Here is a 21,180-nt window from a genome sequence, read left to right as displayed (position 1 = left end):
TAACCACCAACACTGAATTTTATAATTTCCTAGACCAAGAGAAAACCGCCTGATCATATCGTAATCAGGCGGTTTATTTACACTATTTCAATAATTTCTTAATGATTTTCAATCCCATTTTTGAGCCTGGGTAGCGAAAGCTATAGTCGAATTTGGTTGTTTGCTTTGTCATGCTCTTTTGATGGGAGAATGTCTCAAAACTTGCTTTTCCATGGTAGGCCCCCATGCCGCTGCTCCCTACCCCGCCGAAGGGAAGGTGAGGGTTGGCAATATGATAAAGGGTGTCATTGATACAACCGCCGCCAAAGGATAGCGTTTCCGTCACAAATTTCTGCTGTTTTTCTTTTTGGCCGAAGTAGTAGAGAGCTAAGGGTTTCTCTTTATCTTGGAGGTTATCCACTGCTTCAGATAGATTTTCAAAAGTCAGTACAGGCAGAATCGGACCGAATATTTCTTCTTCCATGACTGGGTCCTTCCAATCGATATTATCTAAGATGGTCGGTTGGATCATTAATCGTTCCCGGTCCACGCGGCCACCAGTGAAAACTTGACCATTATCCAAAAAGCCAGTTAATCGGTCAAAGTGTCCACTGGATACAATACTGGTGAAATCCGGGTTCTTCAATGGATCTTTCCCATACATGGTTTCTATATGCTTGTTAATCTTAGCTAATAGTTTATCTTTCACATCCTGGTGAACATAAAGGAAATCAGGTGCGATACAGGTCTGTCCTGCGTTAGTAAATTTTCCCCAGACAATCCGTTTGGCAGCCAGGTCAAGTTTGGCATCTTTATGGACGATTGCGGGGCTTTTTCCGCCAAGTTCCAGTGTGACAGGTGTCAGATGCTTGCTCGCTTTTTCCATTACAATTTTTCCGACTGGAATGCTTCCGGTGAAAAAGATGTAATCAAAGCGTTGGTCGAGTAAAGCCTGACTGGTTTCTTTCCCACCTTCGATTACGGTGAAGAAACCGGGTTCAAAGGTTTCAGCAACCATCTCCTCCAGCAGCGAAGAAACCGTCGGTGTAAGCTCGGATGGCTTAAGAATCACAGTGTTGCCAGCAGCTATGGCTCCAATGACCGGAGCGAAAGCCAGGTTGATCGGATAGTTCCATGGAGCAATAACGAGCACATTTCCATAGGGCTCTTTTAGGATATAGTTTTTCGAGCCTTTATGAGTAAGAGGAGTTTTTACATCAATTGGTTCCATCCATTCTTCCAAGTGTTTCATATGGTCATCAATTTCACTATAGAGGAAGCCGACTTCGGTAGTGTAAGCCTCGTACTCTGATTTATTCAAGTCGGCATTTACTGCTTCAAGAATAGCAGACTCCCATTTTTTCAGCATCTTTTTCAACTTTTTTAACTGAGCGAGACGAAACTCGTATGGCTTCGTGTGACCCTGGCGAAAAAAATCTTTTTGGTCTGCTGTCGCTTTCGAGATGACGGACATCGAACATTCCTCCTTACTTATTAGCCGGAACAGGGTGGTGGTAAAAGTCATAGGCGATTGCTGTATCAGGGAAGATTTCCTGTGCTTCCCGCAATAAATCCTTAACTTTATCTCCTTGATACCTGGAAGATATGTGGCTGATTATCAATTGCTTCACCTCAGCAAGTTTGGCAAGGTGAGCCGCCTGACGGGTGGTGGAATGAAAGTACGCATGGGCCAATTCCTCATCTGCTCCTGCAAAAGTGGCTTCGTGGACAAGAATATCGGCATGTTTTAAAATATCCGCCAATCCTTCCAGGTACCGGGTGTCCCCAAGAATGGCGATTTTTCTTCCTGCCTTAACAGGACCGAGATAATCTTCCCTGCGAATTACAGTGCCATCAGCCAGCTCCGTCGTTTCGTTCTGTTTTATTTTTTGGTAAATAGGTCCAGGCGAAATCCCTGCATCCTTCAGTTTTTCAGGCAGAAGCTCCCCGGGCTGATCTTTTTCCTGGATAATATAACCGAAGCTTTCAAGCCCGTGTTCAAGCGGCACACTCTTTACTGTAATGCCTTCATCCTCAAAAATCGTCTCTTCCTCAATCACTTCGACAATTTCAAGGGGATACGTAAGCCTTGTGCCACTGACACGGAGACTTATCGTGATGTATTCCTTCAACCCTTTTGGTCCATATATCGTACAGGGGGTTTCTCCACCCTGAAAAGAACGGCTGCTTAAAAAACCTGGCAGGCCGTAAATATGATCGCCATGGAGGTGGGTAATAAATATTTTTTCAACCCGGCGCGGCCGGATATTGGTACGCAGAATTTGGTGCTGGGTGGATTCCCCGCAGTCGAACAGCCAGGTGCTCTGCCGTTCTTGAAGCATCTGCAAGGCTAATGCGGAAACGTTCCGTTCTTTTGAAGGGACTCCGGAACCAGTCCCGAGAAAAAATAATTCCATATTCTTTCCTCCTATACCGCTATCTTATCACTGGCTAAGCCACGTGACACGTAAAAAGAAAGGTCCGAGCCAATGAAATGGACGGACCTTTTGAGAATTTTTTATTTCCACGCCCTTGCATATTGGCGGGGTCCTTCAAGGGCGAATCCTAACTCTTCAGCTGCCTGCATCGGCCAGTATGGATTACGCAATAAAGAGCGGCCGATGAATACCAAATCAGCGCGTTCGTTTTGAACAATTTCTTCTGCTTGAATTCCATGTGTTATTAGCCCCACAGCTCCTGTGGGAATCCCGGTCCTGCGTTTGATTTCCTCCGCGTAGGATATTTGGTAGCCGGGAAATGGATTAATGGAAGCCGGGACGACACCGCCTGAACTGACATCGATCAAGTCGATACCCTGCTTTTTCATTTCCCTTGCAAAGTAGAGAAAATCATTCATCGTATTGCCTTCTTCATGATATTCATTCCCTGAAATTCTAACAAACAAAGGGCCATTCCATACTTCCTTGACAGCTGTAATCACTTCTTTCAGAAAACGGTAGCGGTTTTCTGTAGAACCTCCATAATCATCGCTTCGTTTATTAGTAAGAGGAGATAGGAATTCATTGATCAAGTAACCATGGGCACCATGGAGTTCGATGATATCAAACCCACTTTCTTCAGCTCTTTTGGCAGCATCTTTAAAAGCGGTGATTACATGTTGGATATCTTTCATGGACATCTCATTCGGAGTTTGTAACTGCTCATTAAAAGGGAGCGGACTGGGTCCATAAATAGGATCTTTCAGGTCAGCTTTTCTTCCGGCGTGGGCAAGCTGGATGGCAGAAGCAGCACCATGGCGGTGTATCCCTTCATTGATCTGCTTCAATCCCAATATATGTTCATCGCTCCAAATACCAAGATCTTCATAGGAAATTCTCCCTTCCGGTACCACAGCAGTAGCTTCCGTCATGACAAGACCGACTTGTCCGGCAGCACGGCTTTCATAGTGCGTAAAGTGGAAGGGAGCAGCTTTCCCGTCCTGAGTATCAGAAGAATACATACACATCGGGGACATAACGATTCTATTCTTTAGTGTGACATCTTTTATCCTATAAGGGGAAAATAATTTTGATTCCATGCTATTTCTCCTTTATGGTTTTATATTATTGATATAACTCACGGTATTCTTTAGCCAAGTGGGGCACATCTGTGAAAATTCCTTCACATTTTAGCTTAAAACACTTTTTCATTTGGGCAGGTCGGTTTACCGTGTAGCTGCGCAAGGCCAGGTTTTGCTGCATACAATTCTCTGCCAGTTTTTTGTTCAGCAGCCGATACTTTGCATGTAAACCATCCACCTGTAACCTTCTCAAATATCCCAAAAGGTCAGGGAGCTTCTGAGAAGTTAAAAAGGCCGTCGCCACCTTTGGATCGATTTCCTTCATCCGTTTCATACTGTCGGGGTTGAATGAGGAAACCACCGTTTGATCAAGCAACTGGTGGGCCTGTAGAAGGTCATAAACGATTCGTTCCATATTTTTATAATCAATTACATTGTTTTTGAGCTCGATATTTAACACCATAGATTTGTCCTGTACCCAACCTAAAAATTCTTCTAATGTTACAATAGGTGTATCTGAAAATTTCGAGGAAAACCAGCTGCCTGCATCCAGCTTTTTTATTTCTCCATATGTATAATCCTGAACGAAACCGGTACCATTTGTGGTGCGACGCACATTCTCATCATGAATCAAAACCGGAACGCTGTCTTTAGTCAGCTGGACATCCGTTTCAATACCATCTGCACCTGCCTGGTAGGCTAGATCAAACGCCGGCATGGTATTTTCGGGGGCAAGTTTACTGGCGCCTCTATGGGCATAAATCAAAGTTACCAATTATGTCACCTCTCGCTATCTACTCTTTTTGATTGTGTGACATTTACTAGTAAAAGTCAATTTAAAGGAGTGGATCAAGATGGAACCACAATGGAAGACAAAAGAGCAGTTGACGGACCTATTATGTTCCCTTGTCAACTATCCGAGTATTACAAGTAGTAATGATGAAATTGCAATCATCGAATATCTGCAGCACCTATTAGCGACAAAACCCTATTTCAAGGAAAATCCTGATTTTTTGCAAACCTATCCGTTAAAGGATGGGCGTCAGCTCCTGACTGCTCTAGTAAAAAAACCGGAAGCAAAAGATACAATCGTACTGCTTTCCCATGTAGATGTGGTGGGGATTGAAGATTATGGTTCCTTTCAAAATCTGGCCTTCCATCCAAAAGAACTGACCAGAGAGTTACAACATCGTGTAAAAGAGCTGCCGGAAGAAGCTGCAGACGATTTGAAAACAGGTGACTGGTTGTTTGGGCGTGGAACTATGGACATGAAAGCAGGCCTGACTGTCCATTTGTCTATGCTGGAAAAGGCGATGAATGGAGAGTTTGATGGGAATCTTTTGTTACTCGCGGTCCCTGATGAGGAAGTGAATTCGCTTGGAATGCTTACGGCTTTGCCGGCATTAGACGAATTACAGAAACGGCATGACCTGAATTTTAAAGCAACGATGAACGGGGAACCAATGTTTCGGAAATTCCCGGGTGATACTGCTTACTACTTATATACGGGTTCTATCGGAAAGGTGCTTCCTGGTTTTCTTTGCTATGGAAAAGAAACACATGTAGGAGAGCCCTTTGCCGGGTTGAATGCTAATCTGATGATCAGTTATCTTGCGCAAGAATTGGAATTAAGTGAGGATTTTATCGAGACGGTGGGTGAGGAAACGACACCACCGCCAATCAGCCTGATGCAGCGTGATCTTAAAGAGGAATATTCCGTACAGACTCCTCAATCTGCTGTAGCTATGTATAACGTCCTTTATATGGAGCAGACGATTGCAGATATAAATGAAAAGCTGCTTACGGCAGCAGAAAGAGCAAGGGGAAAAATTCTCCAGCACTATGATAACAAGGCAGCGCATTATATTTCAGAAAATGAACGTGATCACCTTGACATGACGGTAACGGTCCTTACTTATGAACAATTATACCGCGAGGCTGAAAAAAGGTATGGAAAAGGAGAGGTAGAAAGGCGTCAGAACCTGCTGACTTCCCAAAGAGATCAAGGGGATCGTGATTTTTCTACCCTGCTCGTTCAGGATCTTGCTTCGTTATGTAAAGATATCGGGCCAATGATCGTTCTGTTTTACAGCCCGCCGTTCTATCCATCCGTTTCATCAAAAAAAGATCCGCTCATTGAAGCGACGGTGAAGGATTGTCAAGCATATGCCAGCCAAACTTATGGAGTTGCTCTTAAAAATGTCGAATATTTTGCCGGGCTGTCTGACTTGAGTTTCCTAGGTCCGGTATCTTCGGATTCCCCACTTGAAGATCTTTTGAAGTTGATGCCGATCCAGGGGCGGGGGTTTGAACTGCCCGAGAATGTGATGAAAACCTTAAATATGCCGGTCATTAATGTTGGCCCGTTAGGGAAGGATCCGCATCAATGGACAGAACGGCTTGAGCTTACTTATTCGTTTGAGTATCTGCCCGAACTGCTGCAATATACATTAAAGCAGCTGTTCAATAACTGACCCCACTGCTGGTCCGAAAATCCATCGGATCAGCTTTTATCGTTGTAAGTGAAGGAGGAAAGCGAGGTATTTCCCTGCCAAACCTACGACGATGAAATAAAGTGAGGGAATGGAAATTTTATGCTACAATGGTATAATTAAATGAATGACTATTCAGTAAGAGAGAGGAAATCAGATGACTATCGTGAAACAAAAAATCAGCCAAATAACCGTACCTACTCCCTATGCAGTAGGAGATGTCCATATTTATGTACTGAACGGAGAACGTCTCTCGATCATCGACGCAGGTGTGAAGAGCGATGAGGCCTGGGAGGCATTTGTTTATCAATTGAAGCAGATTGGTTATGAACCAAAAGATATTGAACAGGTGATTTTGACTCACCATCACCCTGACCATATCGGTCTTATGGAATACTTTCCGCGTCTTGAAGAAGTGATTGCTCATCCTCAGGTAGATCAATGGCTTAAGAGAGATCCGGAATTCCTGCAAAATTATCAAAGCTTTTTTCAAACTTTGTATCACCAGGCGGGGGTCTCTGCGCACTACCTCAGCTTTTTGAAACAACTGCGCAACCCTCTTGGTGACGTAGCAAAAGGGAATCTTACCAGCACGATACTTGAAGGCGACGCACTGCCAGGACATGGAGATTGGAAAGTAATTGCTACACCCGGCCACGCACAGAGCCACTTGTCTTTTTATCGTGAAAAGGACGGAGCTCTCCTGGGAGGCGATCATTTGCTTGAACATATCTCTCCTAATCCATTGCTCGAACCACCTTTTCAACCTGATAAAGAGAGACCCAGGCCGATGCTCCAGTATCGCAGTTCCTTAAAAAAATTGCTTTCGTACGATATTGAACATGTTTACCCTGGTCATGGAAAGACATTCACTAATGCGGCTGAATTGATTCACCGACGTCTAGAGAGTCAGGAAAAACGGGCGGCTAAAGTGCGGGAAATCATTGGTGAGGCTGAAATGAACATGTTCCAGATCTGCACTCGTTTATTTCCGAACCAATACGAGAAACAATTTGGACTTACCATGTCTGAAACCATCGGACAACTTGATTACCTGGAGGACATAAAGGCTGTAAAAACCAAAGTGGACAATGGCGTGCTTATTTATGAAAATGTGGAGGGTTCTTTATTATGAACCCTTTTGTAAAAGATAAAAAAGTGTTGATTACCGGAGCATCAGGGGGTATTGGCCAATACATTGCGATTCATGTGGCCAGGAACGGCGGCAGCCCTATCCTGGTAGCACGATCTGCAAATAAGCTGGAGACAATAGCAAATATACTGGAAGAAAAATTCAATGTCTCCTGCCACTGGTATCAGGCTGACCTTAACAGAGACACAGAATCGAAAGAGATTAGTGAACAAATTTTAGCAGAACATGAATCGATTGATGCTCTAATCAACAACGCCGGGATGGGCATCTTTGACTATTTTGCTGAGTCTGAATGGCAGGATATCAACCGGATGATCCAGTTGAACATTACATCTTTGCTAAGAGTGACACACCAGGTGCTCCCCCGGATGATCGAGCAGGGCTCCGGGCACATCGTCAACATAGCTTCCCAGTCAGGAAAGATGGCAACGCCTAAGTCTGCCGTTTATGCCGCAACGAAGCATGCCGTACTGGGTTTCACCAATGCTTTGCGCCTGGAAACGGAGCATCAGGGCATATTGGTCACAGGAGTAAATCTTGGCCCTGTCCGCACTGGTTTCTTCGACCAGGCTGATCCTACAGGTGCTTACCGCAAGGCTGTCGATCCATGGATGCTTGACGCCAACAGAGTTGCCAACCGGATCGTTAAGCAATTATTCAGACCGGGCAGGGAAATCAATCTTCCAGTCTGGATGGAAGCGGGTAGTAAGCTGCACTACCAATTCCCTGGCTTGACTGAAAAACTCCTCAACAAACAATTCAATAAAAAATAGCCTGGCAACGTAATTTGCCGGGCTTTTTCTATTGAGTTCAGCCTGCAGTCTCTTTTTTTACAATGATTCCCTCTTGCATATACGAACGTATATTCGCATAATATAAGGTGAGATCAAAAGAGAGGTATGACGGAAATGAGTAATCCGGTAATTGATTACAATTTATTTCCGGAACGTCGAGTCCTGTGTGTCGATATGAAGAGTTTTTATGCCAGCTGTGCCGCCATTTTACGCGGCCTTGACCCGATGACCTGCCATTTGGCAGTGGTGGCGGATACGAACCGCAGGGGGAGTGTAGTATTAGCCGCATCCCCGGCGATGAAGAAGGACTACGGCATCCGCACAGGGAGCCGGCTGTTTGAAATACCGGATGACCCGGATATTGTTATTGTATCCGCGCAGATGAGTACCTATTTAGAGATTTCCACTGAGGTTACGAGGCTGTTTCATAAATACGTTCCGAAAGAAGCCATCCACACCTATAGCGTTGATGAAAGTTTCCTGGAGGTCGATGGAAGCGAGCGGATGTTCGGAGAAGCAGAGGAAATAGCAACGATGATTTTGAAGGAACTGGAAGACACCTTCCATCTCAAAGCGGCAATTGGAATTGGTCCGAATATGCTGATGGCCAAGCTATGTCTTGATTTGGAAGCGAAGAAAAAAGGCGTCGCCGAGTGGACCTATAAGGACGTCCCGGAAAAACTGTGGCCGGTTGCCCCGCTCAGAGAAATGTGGGGAATCGGTCCGCGCCTGGAAAGAAGACTGAATCGGATGGGGATTACGACTGTCGGCCAACTTGCGCATTACCCGCTGGAGCGGCTCGAAAAAGTATTCGGCGTCATGGGCAACCAATTGTTCTACCATGCGCACGGGGTCGATTTATCGGAGCTTGGTGCTCCTATCATCCAGGGGCAGATCAGTTATGGGAAAAGCCAGATTCTGCTGCGTGACTACCATGACCCGTCCCAAGTGAAACACGTCATGCTGGAAATGTGTGAAGAGGTGGCGAGGCGTGCGCGGAGCAACGATAAAGCGGGACGGACAATCAGTCTGGGGATCGGCTATAGTAAAACGGAAGGAGGCGGCGGCTTTCATCGTTCGCGCAGCCTCGACCAGCCGACCAATATTACCATGGATATTTATTATACGTGCCTGCAGCTGTTTAAGGAATTCTATGAAGAAAAGACGGTTCGGAGCATATCGATATCTTTGTCTAATATCAGTGAAGACACGAGCATCCAATTGGATTTATTCGATACGGGAAGGGATCGTAAACGGGAGCTCGGTTACGTCATGGATGCTATCCGGGACAAATATGGCAGTGATGCACTGCTCCGGGGTGTTTCTTATACGGAAGCAGGTACCGCGCTTCATCGAAGCAAGCTTGTCGGAGGGCACTTTGCAGAATAAGTCAGAACGTCTTTTTTGCCAGGAAATAAAAAATTTCTTATGATTATACTCATAGGGGGGATAGAAATGGAATTGAGGATAACCAATGAAGCGAAAGAACAATTGCGAGCGTTGAACCCTGATAACCGCAGGTATTTACGGTTGTATTATGACACGGAAGGCTGTGGGTGCGGGGTGAATGGCGTTCCCACCCTCCGTTGGACGGACACAAGAACCGATTGGGATCAAGGTGTAGATAATGAGGATTTTGAAGTGATCCTTCACAAACAGCAGGCCGTCTTTTTTGAGAAGCGTCTCCGGCTGGAAAATGTGAATGGGAAGCTCCGCTTAAGCAGCCCGAACGGGGTTCTCAATCCTGTAATCCCAGGTTCAGAAGTGATGAAAGGAGACAGCGCATGAGCAAGAAACGTACCAATGAGCAAGGTTCGTTAAGTGACCGGTTGAATGCCGATATCGTAACCCAATTGAAGTCAAAAAAAACCCAGCTGAAACAAAAGGAAGAGCAGGACAAGGAACGAGAGAGACAGCGTAAAATAGAGGAACGAAAGAAGAAAGAAGCAAATAAGAGCTTTGAAGAACTGCTGGAAGAAAGTGAAATGGACTGGAAAAAGTTCAAGTGAAAGGCTGCCTGTGGAGCATACTCCATCAGGCAGCCTGATTTTATTTAAGGCTCTATTAAACCTCAGTGTTGATGTTAAAGTTATCGGTGCTTTTGGTAGGTGATCGGGCGGGTTAACGCCTGGATTTCACCAAAAATCTGCTCGGTCAATGGAGCGGCTTCTAAGAAGCTCACGTTGTCATCTACCTGTTCCACAGAGCTTGCTCCAAATACGGCTGTCGCTACAGCTGGGTGGTGCAGGACATATTGTAGAGCCAGAGCGTTGAGTGTACGTTCTTCATTACCATAATCCTCAAGTTTTTCAGTCAGTGCCAGCATCTCTTCATAACTATAATCCAGAAACCCGTCTTTTGCCTTCGCCTCTGCAACTTTTGCTCCTTTATTGCTGAGCATCCCTTTGGCAAGCGGTCCGCGAGCGAGAACGCTGATGTTATTGTTGTGAAGCAGGTCGAGAATTTCTTCTTCCGGCCGGCGATCTAACATATTATACTGCATCATCACACTTACCATGTTAGAACGCTCGACATGTTCACGGATGACATTTGGCCGGATGGATGAAATTCCATACTCTCTGATGAGACCTTCCTGCTTCAAATCTTCAAAAGCTTCTATTGTTTCCCCGATGTTATCATCTATCGTACCCCCGTGGAGCTGATAGAGGTCGATGTAATCGGTCTGAAGCCGCTGGAGGCTGTCTTTTACGCCGTTTTTGATATGTTCCTTCGATGGGTCCCAATGCCAATCTTCTTTCTCTTTATCAAAATGGTTTCCAACTTTGGTGCCGAGAATGATATCTTCACGGCGGTGTTTGATCGCTTTTCCTACTATTTTTTCATTCTCGCCGAAATCATATAAATCAGCGGTGTCTAAATAGTTGATTCCGGCATCCAGCGCTCGGTCGATGATATCTTTTGCTTTATTCTCCTCTGTTCCGAGGTTCATGCAGCCCAGGCTGATTTCCGATAGATAAAGGTCTGATTTTCCCAGTTGTCGTTTATTCATCATACCATCCCTTTCCTAGAAAATAGTTATAACCGCCATTCTCAATATGTTAGAATGGCGGTAGTGTGCGCGATAGCAGAGAGGGGTTTTTTTGTGAAAAAATTTGAAGAAAAAACAATAGATACAAAGAAGATATTTGACGGGAAAGTAATAAAACTTCAGGTAGACAGTGTTACTTTACCCGATGGCAACACATCTAAACGAGAATTAATCAAACACCCTGGTGCTGTAGCGATTATAGCATTGACGGAGGAAAATAACATCGTTTTCGTTGAACAATACCGCAAAGCTTTGGAGAAAACCATCCTGGAAATACCAGCTGGAAAGCTGGAAGATGGAGAAGCACCTGAGGTTACTGCTAAACGCGAACTGGAAGAAGAGACAGGATATACGACGGACCACCTGGAACTTGTCACTTCGTTTTATACTTCGCCGGGGTTCGCAGATGAGCTTGTGTATGTATATTTTACAAACCGGCTGAAACGCCTGCAGGAGGACATTGCAGGAGACGATGATGAATTTGTTGAAAAGTATGAACTTCCTCTTGAGGAAGCGGAACGTCTAATGGAAGAAAAGCGTATTCATGATGCCAAAACTGCCTATGCGCTGCTTTATTTGAAATCCAGGGGAGAATGAAGATGTCTTTTTCAATCTATAACGTCGACCTTCATATTCATGTTGGAAGAGACTGGAATGGACGCCCGGTCAAAATCAGTGGGGGCAAATCGCTCACGCTGACAAATATTTTGAGGGAAGCCAGCAGACGTAAAGGAATGGATATCATTGGAGTGATTGACAGCCACGCACCCAGCGTACAGGCGGAGCTTGAAGATTTTCTTTCGAGCGGACGGGCTCAGGAAATGGCGGGAGGGGGGATCCGCTATGAGAATACCACATTGATTTTAGGTTCAGAAATAGAAGTCTATGATGATTCCTGCCAGGGACCGATTCACGTGTTGTGCTATTTCCCTTATTTTTCATTGATGAGAAAGTTCACCATCTGGCTGTCTGAACGAATGAAAAATATTAACTTGAGCTCCCAGCGTTATTACGGAACAGCACATGAACTGCAGGATTATGTGAAAAGCCTTGGTGGCTGGTTTATTCCCGCCCATGTGTTCACTCCGTTCAAAAGCCTTTACGGCAAAGGTGTTCATAAATCATTAGCTGAAGTACTGAACCCGGAAAAGATTGATGCGATAGAATTAGGGTTAAGCTCTGACACAGACATGGCGGATAGTATTGAGGAATTATCCCGTTATCCATTCGTTTCTAACTCAGATGCTCATTCTTTAGGGAAAATCGGACGGGAATATCAGAGGGTAGAACTTCTTGAACCTACGTTTCAGGAATTAGAATTAGCCCTCAAAGGCCGGAAAGACAGGAAAGTATTGGCCAATTATGGTATGAATCCTTTATTAGGTAAGTATCATCAAACCGTCTGCAACGACTGTGGTGCTACGTTAGCCGAGTACGAAGTTCCTTGCCCGGTCTGTCATTCCAAAAAGGTAATTAAAGGTGTGGCGGAAAGGATAGAAGAACTTGCTTCTCCGAACGCCACTATTATGAATCGCCCCCCATACATCTACCAGGTCCCACTTGAATATTTGCCTTCTCTTGGCCCGAAGACTTATGAAAAGCTTCTTGATGTGTTCGGTACGGAAATGGCTGTGATTCATCATGCGAAGAGTACGGAATTAAGAGAGGTCGTTCCGGATAAACTTGCGACAGGGATTATCGCATTGAGGAATGGGGAACTAGCCATTGATGCCGGCGGAGGAGGCAAGTATGGGAAGGTCAGGAGAAATTCATAGAAACATTGGTCTACTTTCTTCCATCACTTCATAGAGTTGTAATAGATAGCTTGGAAGGGGTGGAGGAACGGATGTACGCACAGCAGCGGGTTTTGAAGAATCATTTTACCAGTTATATGAATATTTATATTTTCATTTCCGTGCTATTTTTAATTGGAATCATTTTTGGAGCCATTATCGTTAATAGTATGAATTTTATTCAAAAACAGGACTTGTACTTTTATTTGAATCAATTTTTTCAGCAGATGATGAATACAGATATCGTTTCAAAGCCGACTCTGTTTTGGGATAGCCTTGCTTATCACTTGAAATATATGTTGCTGATATTTATATTAGGAATTTCTGTCATCGGTATGCCGATCATCACCGTATTGCTATTCATTAAAGGGCTGGTCGTGGGGTTCTCTGTAGGGTTTCTCGTCAATCAGATGGGATGGTATGGGCTTTTGATTTCTTCCGTTTCGATTGCACCACAGAATCTATTGATTATTCCGATTTATTTAATAGCTGGAGCATTAGCTATGATTTTTTCCATCACTTTATTCCGGCAGCTTTTTTCGAAGCGGGTACATCAACCGATCATGACAATTTTTCTTCAATATGGGATTCTTTTTTCTATCTTAATCGCATGTCTTGTCATTGCTGCTTTTATAGAAGCTTTTCTATCTAACCAAACGCTGGAGTGGGTTGTGAAATGGCTTTACAACTAATTATAATAAATATCATTTAATAACAATTATAAATAATAAATTATAATGATTGTAATTTGACACTGGTTCCTTCTGTGCTTATAATTAAAATGGAATTGCGCGGGAGGGGGACGCTACATGGAACATCGGATCGAACGGATAAAAAAGCAGCTGCATTCTCAAAGCTACAAACTGACACCTCAACGAGAAGCGACGGTACGAGTATTGCTGGAAAATGAAGAGGATCATTTAAGTGCTGAAGATGTTTACCTCCTTGTAAAAGAGAAGGCGCCCGAAATTGGACTGGCTACAGTCTACCGGACATTGGAGCTATTATCTGAATTGAAAATTGTTGATAAAATAAATTTCGGGGACGGTGTTTCCCGGTATGATTTACGAAAAGAAGGTGCGGAACATTTCCATCATCACCTCGTTTGCATCGAGTGTGGATCAGTGGAAGAAATTGAAGAAGACCTTCTTGGGGATGTAGAAAAAATAGTGGAAAACCAGTGGGGATTCCAGGTGAAGGATCATCGTTTGACTTTTCACGGGATATGCAGAGTCTGTCAAAAAGAAACAGTTAAATCCTGATGGACTGGTCAATAGTATAAAACGTACAATGGTGAATGCGGTAATCGTGTTCACTTTTTTGTTGTTTTTTGCTGCTGGGCAAGGGTACATAGTATGATAAAATATATAGGTGTAAAGGCTGGCAGGACACTGATATCAAGGTGTTTTCCAGGGTGAACCGGAATTTCTTTACATTCTATTAGAATTATTGTACGTTTAAAGTAGATTGGAATCTTCTTTTTATGTATATTTTCCGATAGGAATGGCATACCTTGTTAAGGAGATAGACAAGGGGGCGTGCTGATGAAACACGTTTGGTTGTTCCTCAAGGATACATTAAAGGTTCTTATTATATTTGTCCTTTGTACTTCCTTTTTTTATATGGCTTTACGAATGGTACATCAGGAATATGAGCGCTATCATCGTTATGATGAACCGAAAGGGGCTGCTGTGAAAGTATTCAATCAGGAAGATATCAGCTGGCCGGAACGGTTATCGATTTTTTTTCAATTGGGAGAGTAGAGACGTATGCTGAAGCATGCATTGGAGGATTTTTTCCACTATTTAACGGTGGAAAGAGGGTTATCGGAGAATACAATTAAATCCTATCAACGTGACTTAAGACAATATGGTGAGTTTTTGGATGATAGTTTTTCGATTAATGATTGGGATGAAGTGTCAAGGTCGCATATCATGCAGTACATGTATCATTTGACGGATGAAGGCCGCTCTTCTGCTACGATAGCTCGGCTTTTATCATCCCTTCGGCTTTTCCATCAATTTTTAGTCAGGGAAAAGCTGAGCAGCCATGATCCGAGCCTGCATATCGAGACTCCCAAAAAAGAGCGCAAGCTGCCAAAAGTACTTTCCATGGCAGAGGTGGACAAGTTGTTGAACTTGCAAGGGAATGATCCACTTACCATTCGTAACCGGGCGATGCTGGAGATGTTATATGCTACTGGTTTGCGTGTGTCTGAGCTGGTTTCTTTGAAAGTGACAGACCTTCATCTTACCATGGGATTTGTCAGATGTTTCGGAAAAGGGGCGAAGGAGCGTATTATTCCGCTGGGAGATATGGCTAAGGAAGCTGTCGAAGCCTATTTAAACCTTTCCCGTCCAAGCCTGCTTAAGAAAAAGCAGACGGAAGAACTTTTTGTCAACCACCATGGTAATTCATTATCAAGGCAGGGTTTTTGGAAGATATTGAAAGCGGTTGCCCGTAACGTCGGGATTGAAAAGCCAATAACCCCTCATACATTAAGGCACTCATTTGCTACACATCTGTTAGAAAATGGGGCTGACTTGCGAGCTGTCCAGGAAATGCTTGGGCATGCTGATATTTCAACTACACAGGTATACACACATGTCAGCAAAACACGATTAAAAGACGTTTATCGCTCGTACCATCCACGGGCATAAACTCTTTTTTACAAAAGTAGTTGTCTGACATCCTACATCTCGATGTTTTGTGTGAAAATGGTAAGGATAAGGAATGTAATCAATAGGAGGTTTTATCATGAATGAATTCAAGCGAGTATTTTTAATTGTAATGGATTCAGTAGGAATCGGTGAGGCACCTGATGCTGCCAAATTCAATGATGAAGGAGCGAATACGCTTGGTCATATCGCTGAACATATGGACGGATTGAATATGCCGAATATGGGTGAGTTAGGCCTGAGCAACATTCGCAATATTAAAGGTATTGAAGAGGCTGATAAGCCAAAAGCTCATTATACTACAATGCAGGAAGCTTCTAATGGGAAAGATACCATGACTGGCCATTGGGAGATCATGGGGTTGTACATTGATAAGCCTTTCCGTACCTTCCCTGACGGTTTTCCAGATGAGCTGCTCCAGGAGCTGGTTCAACGTACTGGACGGAAAATCATCGGTAATAAGCCTGCTTCCGGTACAGAGATTTTAAAGGAGTTAGGCGAAGAACACATGAAGACTGGGGCGTTGATCGTCTATACATCTGCTGATTCGGTATTGCAGGTCGCAGCTCATGAAGATGTTGTGCCCCTTGAAGAATTATATGAAATCTGTGAAACAGCCAGAGAATTAACTCGCGACGAAAAATATATGGTCGGTCGTGTCATCGCACGTCCGTTTGTAGGGGAGCCAGGTGCATTTGAACGGACACCTAATCGACATGACTATGCATTAAAGCCTTTTGGCCGTACTGTTATGAATGAAATGAAAGACGAAGGATTAGATGTCATCGCTCTAGGGAAAATTTCGGATATTTATGATGGAGAAGGTGTCACGGAATCCATTCGTACGAGTGATAATATGGACGGGATGGATCAATTAGTGACCTCTATGGATAAAGACTTCCGTGGTTTGAATTTCCTTAACCTTGTCGATTTTGATGCGAAATTCGGTCATCGCCGTGATCCTCAAGGGTATGGGGAAGCATTGGAAGCTTTTGATGCAAGACTTCCACAAGTGTTCGAGAAACTAAAGGAAGATGATTTGTTGTTGATAACAGCAGACCATGGCAACGATCCAATCCATCATGGTACAGATCATACCCGTGAATTGGTGCCATTGCTTGCGTATCATAAAGGAATCAAGGAAGGGAAACGTTTGGAACAGCGTAAAACATTTGCTGATATCGGAGCTACGGTATCCGATAATTTCAATATTAAAATGCCAGAGTACGGTCAAAGCTTTTTGAATGATATTAAGTAATGGAGGGTTAACCATGAATATGGAAGAAATTAAACAATCGGCTTCATTTATAATGGACAAGGTGTCAGAAACACCAAGCGTAGGTTTGATACTCGGGTCAGGTCTTGGGGTGTTGGCAGAGGAGATCAAAAACCCGGTCGTCATACCATACGGCGACATCCCTCATTTTCCTGAATCCACAGTATCTGGCCATAAAGGTCAATTAGTTATCGGGGAACTGGAAGGGCATCAAGTTATCGCAATGCAAGGTCGTTTTCACTATTATGAAGGCTACACCATGCAACAAGTGACTTTCCCGGTTCGTGTCATGAAACAATTGGGCATTGAAACCATGTTTGTAACCAATGCTGCAGGTGGTGTGAACAAGGACTTCAATCCAGGTGATCTTATGATCATCAACGATCATATTAACAATATGGGAGATAGTCCACTGATTGGTAAAAACGACGAGGAAATGGGTCCCCGTTTTCCTGACATGTCACAAGCCTATAATAAGGAATTAATCGAAACTGCTCAGAAGTGTGCGGATAATTTAGGCCTTAAGGTGAGAAATGGAGTGTATGTAGGGAATACTGGCCCAGCGTATGAAACAGCAGCCGAAGTCAAAATGCTGCGGACTGTGGGGGGAGATGCGGTAGGAATGTCTACGGTACCAGAGGTTATTGTAGCAAGCCATTCTGGCATTAAAGTTCTGGGCATATCCTGTATTTCAAATATGGCAGCTGGTATTTTGGATCAGCCGCTTACTCATGACGAGGTTATTGAGACGACAGCACAGGTCCGGGAAGATTTTCTTGGTTTTGTAAAAGAAATCTTAAAGTCAATACCCGCATCTTAATTGGGAAGGATGAGCACAATGAGAATGGTAGATGTAATTCAGAAGAAACGGAACGGGCTTGAGCTTAATGAGGAAGAAATCAAGTTTTTTGTAGAAGGATATACGAAAGGTGATATCCCTGATTATCAAGCTTCCGCATTAACTATGGCTATTTATTTCAAAGGAATGACTGAAAAAGAGACGGCAACATTGACACAGGCGATGGTAGATTCTGGGGAAACAATCGACCTCTCTGGTATCGAAGGCCATATTGTTGATAAACATTCTACCGGCGGGGTAGGTGATAAAGTAACTTTCATCGTAGGTCCATTGGTTGCATCTGTTGGCGTCCCGGTTGCGAAGATGTCGGGAAGAGGCCTTGGACATACCGGCGGAACGCTGGATAAATTAGAAGCAATTAAAAATTTCCATATTGAAATGACGAAAGAAGAGTTCATCAACAACGTCAACACCCACAAGCTGGCAGTAGCGGGACAGACGGGTAACCTGGCTCCTGCAGATAAAAAGCTTTATGCGTTACGTGATGTTACTGCAACAGTGGATTCCATTCCTTTGATTGCCGGTTCCATTATGAGTAAGAAGCTTGCTTCTGGAGCAGACAGTATCGTCCTGGATGTTAAAACGGGTACTGGAGCATTTATGAAAACATTGGAAGATTCTGAAGCGTTAGCGCGTGAAATGGTGAATATCGGTAAAAACCTCGGCAGAAACACGGTTGCTGTCATAAGTGATATGAACCAGCCGCTTGGTTACGAAGTCGGTAATGCCAATGAAATTAAAGAAGCGGCAGAGATTTTGCAAGGTAAGAATGTGGCAGACCTCCGAAACTTATCTCTCGAAATCGCATCTCATATGACCGTCTTAGCAGAAGTATTTTCTGATTACGAAGAGGCCTATGCAGCGCTCGAGAAGAACCTGGAAAACGGGAAAGCATTCGAAGCATTCCGTAACTTTATTGGTGCTCAGGGCGGTGATACTGCGATGATTGATGATTTGGACAAACTTCCACAATCCAAGTATGAGGTCGAAGTTCCTGCTGAAGCGGATGGCTATGTCTCAGCTATCGACGCCGAATCTATCGGTGTAGCAGCCATGTATCTGGGAGCCGGAAGAGCGACAAAAGATGATACCATCAACCATGCAGTAGGCATTACACTTAAAAAGAAAATCGGCGATCAAGTTAAAGCGGGCGAACCTCTCGTGGTTTTAAACAGTGATGAAGAAAATCCAACAGACTCTATCACTAAAGTGAAAGAGGCATATACCATCACAAAAGAAACAGTTCCAGCACCTACTTTGATTCATAAAGTAATTAATTAAACCGTCTCTCCAACAGGCGCCTCTATCCATTTGAAGGATAGAGGCGCTTTTATTCTGAATTAGAGGGATTAAAAATGCTCCCCGCTGTTTTTTTCGAATTGATTACCCCAATACTGTTTACATAATGAATATATCGTTAATTAAATAATTTTCTCCATGTTTCGTAATAAAACGATAGATGGTTGGAAAATATAACTATAACTATGAATGGAGGGAAAAGTGAATGAAGAAGATAGCCATTTATTTTACAGTATTCTTGCTGGTAAATACGTTACTCATCCCCGTAACCTATGGACAGGAGTCCAATCAAATAGAACTTACGGAAGGAACTAAGTCGGCAGTACTGATGGAGAACAGTAGCGGGACCATCCTTTATGATAAGAATGCCCATGAAAAACTGCCCCCGGCAAGCATGACAAAAATAATGACATTGCTTTTGATTATGGAAGCCTTAGAGGATAAAACCATAGCGCTTGAAGAAAGTGTCAGAATCAGTGAGCGTGCTGCATCAATGGGAGGGTCTCAAATATTTCTTGAAGCCGGAGAAGAAATGACTGTAGCAGATCTTCTCAAAGGAGTAGCTGTGGCCTCTGGTAACGATGCCAGTGTTGCGTTAGCGGAGAGAATAGCGGGAAGTGAAGAAGCCTTTGTCCAAAAAATGAATGATAAGGCTAAGGAACTAGGCCTGAAAAATACCAAATTTCAAAATACGACAGGGCTTCCAGAAGAAAACCATTACAGTACAGCTTATGACATGGCAGTAATGGCTCAAAATTTATTAAAGTATGAAGATATAACAAACTACACGAGCATCTATGAAGATTACTTGAGAAAAGGGCAGGAAAATGAGTTTTGGCTGGTAAATACAAATAAGCTGGTCAAGCACTATAAAGGTGTCGATGGGCTGAAGACCGGCTATACGAATGAAGCTAAATATTGTCTGACTGCGACTGCTGAGAAGAATGGCATGCGTATGATAGCGGTAGTCATGGGGGCGAAGACACCAAAAGAGAGAAATGCGAATATTGCCAGGATGCTTGATTACTCATATAACCAGTTTGAAACAGAGCAACTCTATGATAAAGGATATGCGATGACCACTTTACAGTTAGATCGAGCAGATACCCCTCAATTGGATCTTGTCACCAAAACACCTGTCACTTTATTGAAGCGTAAGGGTGAAAATTTGGAAAATATCACGACCTCTTTAGAGTACGAAAGTGAGGTTAAGCTTCCGATTGAAAAGGGAAGTCAATTAGCTACCTTGAAGGTGATGCAGGGGGAAATAGTACTTACTGAAGTTCCTTTGGTAGCGGAAACGAATATTAAACAAGGTAACGTGTGGCAGCTCTTCAAAAGGACGCTGGGTAAGATGGCCCACCGGTGACAAAATGTCAATTAAGCTAAACATTTAGCGTATCTTCACTAGTTTTGTCACCATGCAGGAAATCAGGAAGTCAGTAAAGAAAAAGACTCACTAACGCAAAGAAAGAGGAGGTAAGCATAGTGAGTCTTAGTGTCGATTTTGCCCGCAAAGAAGACGTCCTTCTTGTTCGGTTGGTTGGTGAATTGGATCACCATGAAGCGGAGGGTCTTAAGAAAGAATGGAAAGCGATTCTTAATCAGCACCAGGTACGAAATGTTATCTTGAATTTGGAGGGACTGGATTTCATGGATAGCTCTGGTCTTGGTGTGATTTTAGGAAGATACAAGGAAATCAATGCAATGGGAGGAGAAATGGTTATTTGCTCTATATCTCCTGAAGTCAAACGACTCTTTGATTTATCGGGCATGTTCAAAATCATGAAGCTTGTTGATAATGAAGAGTTCGCATTAGAAATGCTGGGGGTGGCTTCATGAAAAATAGTATGAACCTGGAGTTTTCCAGTATCAGTCAAAATGAGTCATTCGCTCGTGTGACAGTTGCCGCATTCGTAAGCCAGCTTGACCCTACGATGGAAGAACTCACAGAAATTAAGACGGTTGTATCCGAAGCAGTTACTAATGCGATTATCCACGGCTATCATGAACGTCCGGATGGGAAAATATATATTTCCTGCTCGCTCGATGATGGCGAGATGGAGCTGATGATTCAAGACCACGGAGAAGGGATCGCGGATATTGAAGAGGCGAGAGAGCCATTATACACATCGAAACCGGAATTAGAACGCTCAGGAATGGGATTCACGATCATGGAGAACTTCATGGACAAAGTCGATGTCATTTCTAGCCCTGAAGAAGGCACGACGGTCCGCTTGATCAAGCATTTAAGTACAAATAAAGCGTATTGTAATTAGGGGTCTGCG

The 21,180-nt window shown here is 43.7% G+C and carries 23 protein-coding genes; 18 read left to right on the top strand and 5 right to left on the bottom strand.

The window, feature by feature from the left end; translation table 11 throughout:
* Positions 1 to 82: 82 nt before the first annotated feature.
* From B9Y67_RS18105 to B9Y67_RS18090, 4 genes are all read right to left on the bottom strand, one after another.
* Positions 83 to 1,453 (bottom strand): aldehyde dehydrogenase, encoded by a 1,371-nt coding sequence (locus tag B9Y67_RS18105; protein ID WP_085508770.1) that lies wholly within the window; start codon positions 1,451 to 1,453, stop codon positions 83 to 85.
* A gap of 13 nt (positions 1,454 to 1,466) precedes the next feature.
* Positions 1,467 to 2,396: a ribonuclease Z gene (rnz, locus tag B9Y67_RS18100; protein WP_085508769.1), complete on the bottom strand. Its 930-nt coding sequence runs from the start codon at positions 2,394 to 2,396 to the stop codon at positions 1,467 to 1,469.
* 101 nt (positions 2,397 to 2,497) lie between these two features.
* Positions 2,498 to 3,517, bottom strand: coding sequence for an NADPH dehydrogenase NamA (gene namA / locus B9Y67_RS18095; protein ID WP_085508768.1), 1,020 nt, complete (start codon positions 3,515 to 3,517; stop codon positions 2,498 to 2,500).
* Between the two features lie 25 nt (positions 3,518 to 3,542).
* Positions 3,543 to 4,274, bottom strand: a complete 732-nt coding sequence (locus B9Y67_RS18090) for a glycerophosphodiester phosphodiesterase (protein WP_085508767.1) — start codon at positions 4,272 to 4,274, stop codon at positions 3,543 to 3,545.
* Between the two features lie 79 nt (positions 4,275 to 4,353).
* Here B9Y67_RS18090 and B9Y67_RS18085 point away from each other — a divergent pair, with 79 nt between their 5' ends.
* The 6 genes from B9Y67_RS18085 (at position 4,354) to B9Y67_RS18060 (ending at position 9,947) form a co-directional block, all read left to right on the top strand.
* A complete protein-coding gene (locus tag B9Y67_RS18085) occupies positions 4,354 to 5,973 on the top strand; it encodes a M20/M25/M40 family metallo-hydrolase (protein ID WP_085508766.1) in 1,620 nt (539 codons plus the stop codon).
* A gap of 175 nt (positions 5,974 to 6,148) precedes the next feature.
* Complete coding sequence (locus tag B9Y67_RS18080) at positions 6,149 to 7,126, top strand: MBL fold metallo-hydrolase (RefSeq protein WP_176224046.1); 978 nt, start codon at positions 6,149 to 6,151, stop codon at positions 7,124 to 7,126.
* Entirely contained in the window at positions 7,123 to 7,917 is a 795-nt protein-coding gene (locus B9Y67_RS18075; RefSeq protein WP_085508765.1) for an SDR family NAD(P)-dependent oxidoreductase, read from the top strand. Before B9Y67_RS18080 ends, B9Y67_RS18075 begins: the two co-directional genes overlap by 4 nt.
* Positions 7,918 to 8,052: 135 nt before the next feature.
* Complete coding sequence (locus tag B9Y67_RS18070) at positions 8,053 to 9,327, top strand: Y-family DNA polymerase (RefSeq protein WP_085508764.1); 1,275 nt, start codon at positions 8,053 to 8,055, stop codon at positions 9,325 to 9,327.
* A gap of 66 nt (positions 9,328 to 9,393) precedes the next feature.
* Positions 9,394 to 9,726 (top strand): iron-sulfur cluster biosynthesis family protein, encoded by a 333-nt coding sequence (locus B9Y67_RS18065; protein ID WP_085508763.1) that lies wholly within the window; start codon positions 9,394 to 9,396, stop codon positions 9,724 to 9,726.
* The gene (locus tag B9Y67_RS18060) at positions 9,723 to 9,947 is read left to right on the top strand and encodes a YqkE family protein (protein WP_085508762.1); all 225 of its coding nucleotides are present in this window, start codon (positions 9,723 to 9,725) and stop codon (positions 9,945 to 9,947) included. The genes B9Y67_RS18065 and B9Y67_RS18060 overlap by 4 nt, the downstream gene beginning before the upstream one ends.
* Positions 9,948 to 10,027: 80 nt before the next feature.
* Here B9Y67_RS18060 and B9Y67_RS18055 read toward each other — a convergent pair whose 3' ends face one another.
* Positions 10,028 to 10,948 (bottom strand): aldo/keto reductase, encoded by a 921-nt coding sequence (locus B9Y67_RS18055; RefSeq protein ID WP_085509237.1) that lies wholly within the window; start codon positions 10,946 to 10,948, stop codon positions 10,028 to 10,030.
* A 93-nt stretch (positions 10,949 to 11,041) separates the two neighbouring features.
* On the opposite strand from B9Y67_RS18055, the gene B9Y67_RS18050 reads away from it, so the two are divergent.
* The 12 genes from B9Y67_RS18050 to spoIIAB all read left to right on the top strand — a co-directional run bounded on the left by B9Y67_RS18050 (position 11,042) and on the right by spoIIAB (position 21,171).
* Positions 11,042 to 11,584, top strand: a complete 543-nt coding sequence (locus B9Y67_RS18050) for an NUDIX hydrolase (RefSeq protein WP_085508761.1) — start codon at positions 11,042 to 11,044, stop codon at positions 11,582 to 11,584.
* Positions 11,585 to 11,586: 2 nt separating this feature from the next.
* Positions 11,587 to 12,762 (top strand): endonuclease Q family protein, encoded by a 1,176-nt coding sequence (locus B9Y67_RS18045; protein WP_139823845.1) that lies wholly within the window; start codon positions 11,587 to 11,589, stop codon positions 12,760 to 12,762.
* 71 nt (positions 12,763 to 12,833) lie between these two features.
* Positions 12,834 to 13,472, top strand: coding sequence for a stage II sporulation protein M (gene spoIIM, locus B9Y67_RS18040; RefSeq protein ID WP_139823844.1), 639 nt, complete (start codon positions 12,834 to 12,836; stop codon positions 13,470 to 13,472).
* Between the two features lie 117 nt (positions 13,473 to 13,589).
* Positions 13,590 to 14,042 carry a ferric iron uptake transcriptional regulator gene (fur, locus tag B9Y67_RS18035; RefSeq protein WP_062446520.1) on the top strand — a complete coding sequence of 151 codons (453 nt, stop codon included), beginning with the start codon at positions 13,590 to 13,592 and terminating at the stop codon, positions 14,040 to 14,042.
* 282 nt (positions 14,043 to 14,324) lie between these two features.
* Positions 14,325 to 14,543 carry a YqzK family protein gene (locus B9Y67_RS18030; protein WP_085508759.1) on the top strand — a complete coding sequence of 73 codons (219 nt, stop codon included), beginning with the start codon at positions 14,325 to 14,327 and terminating at the stop codon, positions 14,541 to 14,543.
* Between the two features lie 6 nt (positions 14,544 to 14,549).
* Positions 14,550 to 15,440, top strand: a complete 891-nt coding sequence (gene xerD, locus B9Y67_RS18025; protein ID WP_085508758.1) for a site-specific tyrosine recombinase XerD — start codon at positions 14,550 to 14,552, stop codon at positions 15,438 to 15,440.
* Between the two features lie 97 nt (positions 15,441 to 15,537).
* Complete coding sequence (deoB, locus tag B9Y67_RS18020; RefSeq protein ID WP_085508757.1) at positions 15,538 to 16,716, top strand: phosphopentomutase; 1,179 nt, start codon at positions 15,538 to 15,540, stop codon at positions 16,714 to 16,716.
* A 13-nt stretch (positions 16,717 to 16,729) separates the two neighbouring features.
* Positions 16,730 to 17,554, top strand: coding sequence for a purine-nucleoside phosphorylase (locus B9Y67_RS18015; protein WP_085508756.1), 825 nt, complete (start codon positions 16,730 to 16,732; stop codon positions 17,552 to 17,554).
* A gap of 18 nt (positions 17,555 to 17,572) precedes the next feature.
* Entirely contained in the window at positions 17,573 to 18,874 is a 1,302-nt protein-coding gene (locus tag B9Y67_RS18010) for a pyrimidine-nucleoside phosphorylase (protein ID WP_085508755.1), read from the top strand.
* Between the two features lie 223 nt (positions 18,875 to 19,097).
* Entirely contained in the window at positions 19,098 to 20,261 is a 1,164-nt protein-coding gene (locus tag B9Y67_RS18005; protein WP_085508754.1) for a D-alanyl-D-alanine carboxypeptidase family protein, read from the top strand.
* Positions 20,262 to 20,380: 119 nt separating this feature from the next.
* Positions 20,381 to 20,734 carry an anti-sigma F factor antagonist gene (gene spoIIAA / locus B9Y67_RS18000; RefSeq protein ID WP_062446508.1) on the top strand — a complete coding sequence of 118 codons (354 nt, stop codon included), beginning with the start codon at positions 20,381 to 20,383 and terminating at the stop codon, positions 20,732 to 20,734.
* The gene (gene spoIIAB, locus B9Y67_RS17995) at positions 20,731 to 21,171 is read left to right on the top strand and encodes an anti-sigma F factor (protein WP_062446506.1); all 441 of its coding nucleotides are present in this window, start codon (positions 20,731 to 20,733) and stop codon (positions 21,169 to 21,171) included. Before spoIIAA ends, spoIIAB begins: the two co-directional genes overlap by 4 nt.
* The last annotated feature ends 9 nt before the right edge of the window (positions 21,172 to 21,180 follow it).

It is taken from the genome of Thalassobacillus devorans, from assembly GCF_900176565.1.
Taxonomy (GTDB): Bacteria; Bacillota; Bacilli; order Bacillales; family Halobacillaceae; genus Thalassobacillus; species Thalassobacillus devorans_A.
The sequence above is the reverse complement of the archived record's forward strand: the minus strand, read 5'-3'. Positions and strand labels throughout refer to the sequence as shown.

Excerpts from the sequence above, each read along its gene's own strand:
- B9Y67_RS18105 (WP_085508770.1), bottom strand. The coding sequence starts at position 1,453 with ATGTCCGTCATCTCGAAAGCGACAGCAGACCAAAAAGATTTTTTTCGC.
- rnz (WP_085508769.1), bottom strand. The coding sequence starts at position 2,396 with ATGGAATTATTTTTTCTCGGGACTGGTTCCGGAGTCCCTTCAAAAGAA.
- namA (WP_085508768.1), bottom strand. The coding sequence starts at position 3,517 with ATGGAATCAAAATTATTTTCCCCTTATAGGATAAAAGATGTCACACTA.
- B9Y67_RS18085 (WP_085508766.1), top strand. The coding sequence starts at position 4,354 with ATGGAACCACAATGGAAGACAAAAGAGCAGTTGACGGACCTATTATGT.
- B9Y67_RS18080 (WP_176224046.1), top strand. The coding sequence starts at position 6,149 with ATGACTATCGTGAAACAAAAAATCAGCCAAATAACCGTACCTACTCCC.
- B9Y67_RS18075 (WP_085508765.1), top strand. The coding sequence starts at position 7,123 with ATGAACCCTTTTGTAAAAGATAAAAAAGTGTTGATTACCGGAGCATCA.
- B9Y67_RS18070 (WP_085508764.1), top strand. The coding sequence starts at position 8,053 with ATGAGTAATCCGGTAATTGATTACAATTTATTTCCGGAACGTCGAGTC.
- B9Y67_RS18065 (WP_085508763.1), top strand. The coding sequence starts at position 9,394 with ATGGAATTGAGGATAACCAATGAAGCGAAAGAACAATTGCGAGCGTTG.
- B9Y67_RS18060 (WP_085508762.1), top strand. The coding sequence starts at position 9,723 with ATGAGCAAGAAACGTACCAATGAGCAAGGTTCGTTAAGTGACCGGTTG.
- B9Y67_RS18055 (WP_085509237.1), bottom strand. The coding sequence starts at position 10,948 with ATGAATAAACGACAACTGGGAAAATCAGACCTTTATCTATCGGAAATC.
- B9Y67_RS18045 (WP_139823845.1), top strand. The coding sequence starts at position 11,587 with ATGTCTTTTTCAATCTATAACGTCGACCTTCATATTCATGTTGGAAGA.
- spoIIM (WP_139823844.1), top strand. The coding sequence starts at position 12,834 with ATGTACGCACAGCAGCGGGTTTTGAAGAATCATTTTACCAGTTATATG.
- fur (WP_062446520.1), top strand. The coding sequence starts at position 13,590 with ATGGAACATCGGATCGAACGGATAAAAAAGCAGCTGCATTCTCAAAGC.
- B9Y67_RS18030 (WP_085508759.1), top strand. The coding sequence starts at position 14,325 with ATGAAACACGTTTGGTTGTTCCTCAAGGATACATTAAAGGTTCTTATT.
- xerD (WP_085508758.1), top strand. The coding sequence starts at position 14,550 with ATGCTGAAGCATGCATTGGAGGATTTTTTCCACTATTTAACGGTGGAA.
- deoB (WP_085508757.1), top strand. The coding sequence starts at position 15,538 with ATGAATGAATTCAAGCGAGTATTTTTAATTGTAATGGATTCAGTAGGA.
- B9Y67_RS18015 (WP_085508756.1), top strand. The coding sequence starts at position 16,730 with ATGAATATGGAAGAAATTAAACAATCGGCTTCATTTATAATGGACAAG.
- B9Y67_RS18010 (WP_085508755.1), top strand. The coding sequence starts at position 17,573 with ATGAGAATGGTAGATGTAATTCAGAAGAAACGGAACGGGCTTGAGCTT.
- B9Y67_RS18005 (WP_085508754.1), top strand. The coding sequence starts at position 19,098 with ATGAAGAAGATAGCCATTTATTTTACAGTATTCTTGCTGGTAAATACG.
- spoIIAB (WP_062446506.1), top strand. The coding sequence starts at position 20,731 with ATGAAAAATAGTATGAACCTGGAGTTTTCCAGTATCAGTCAAAATGAG.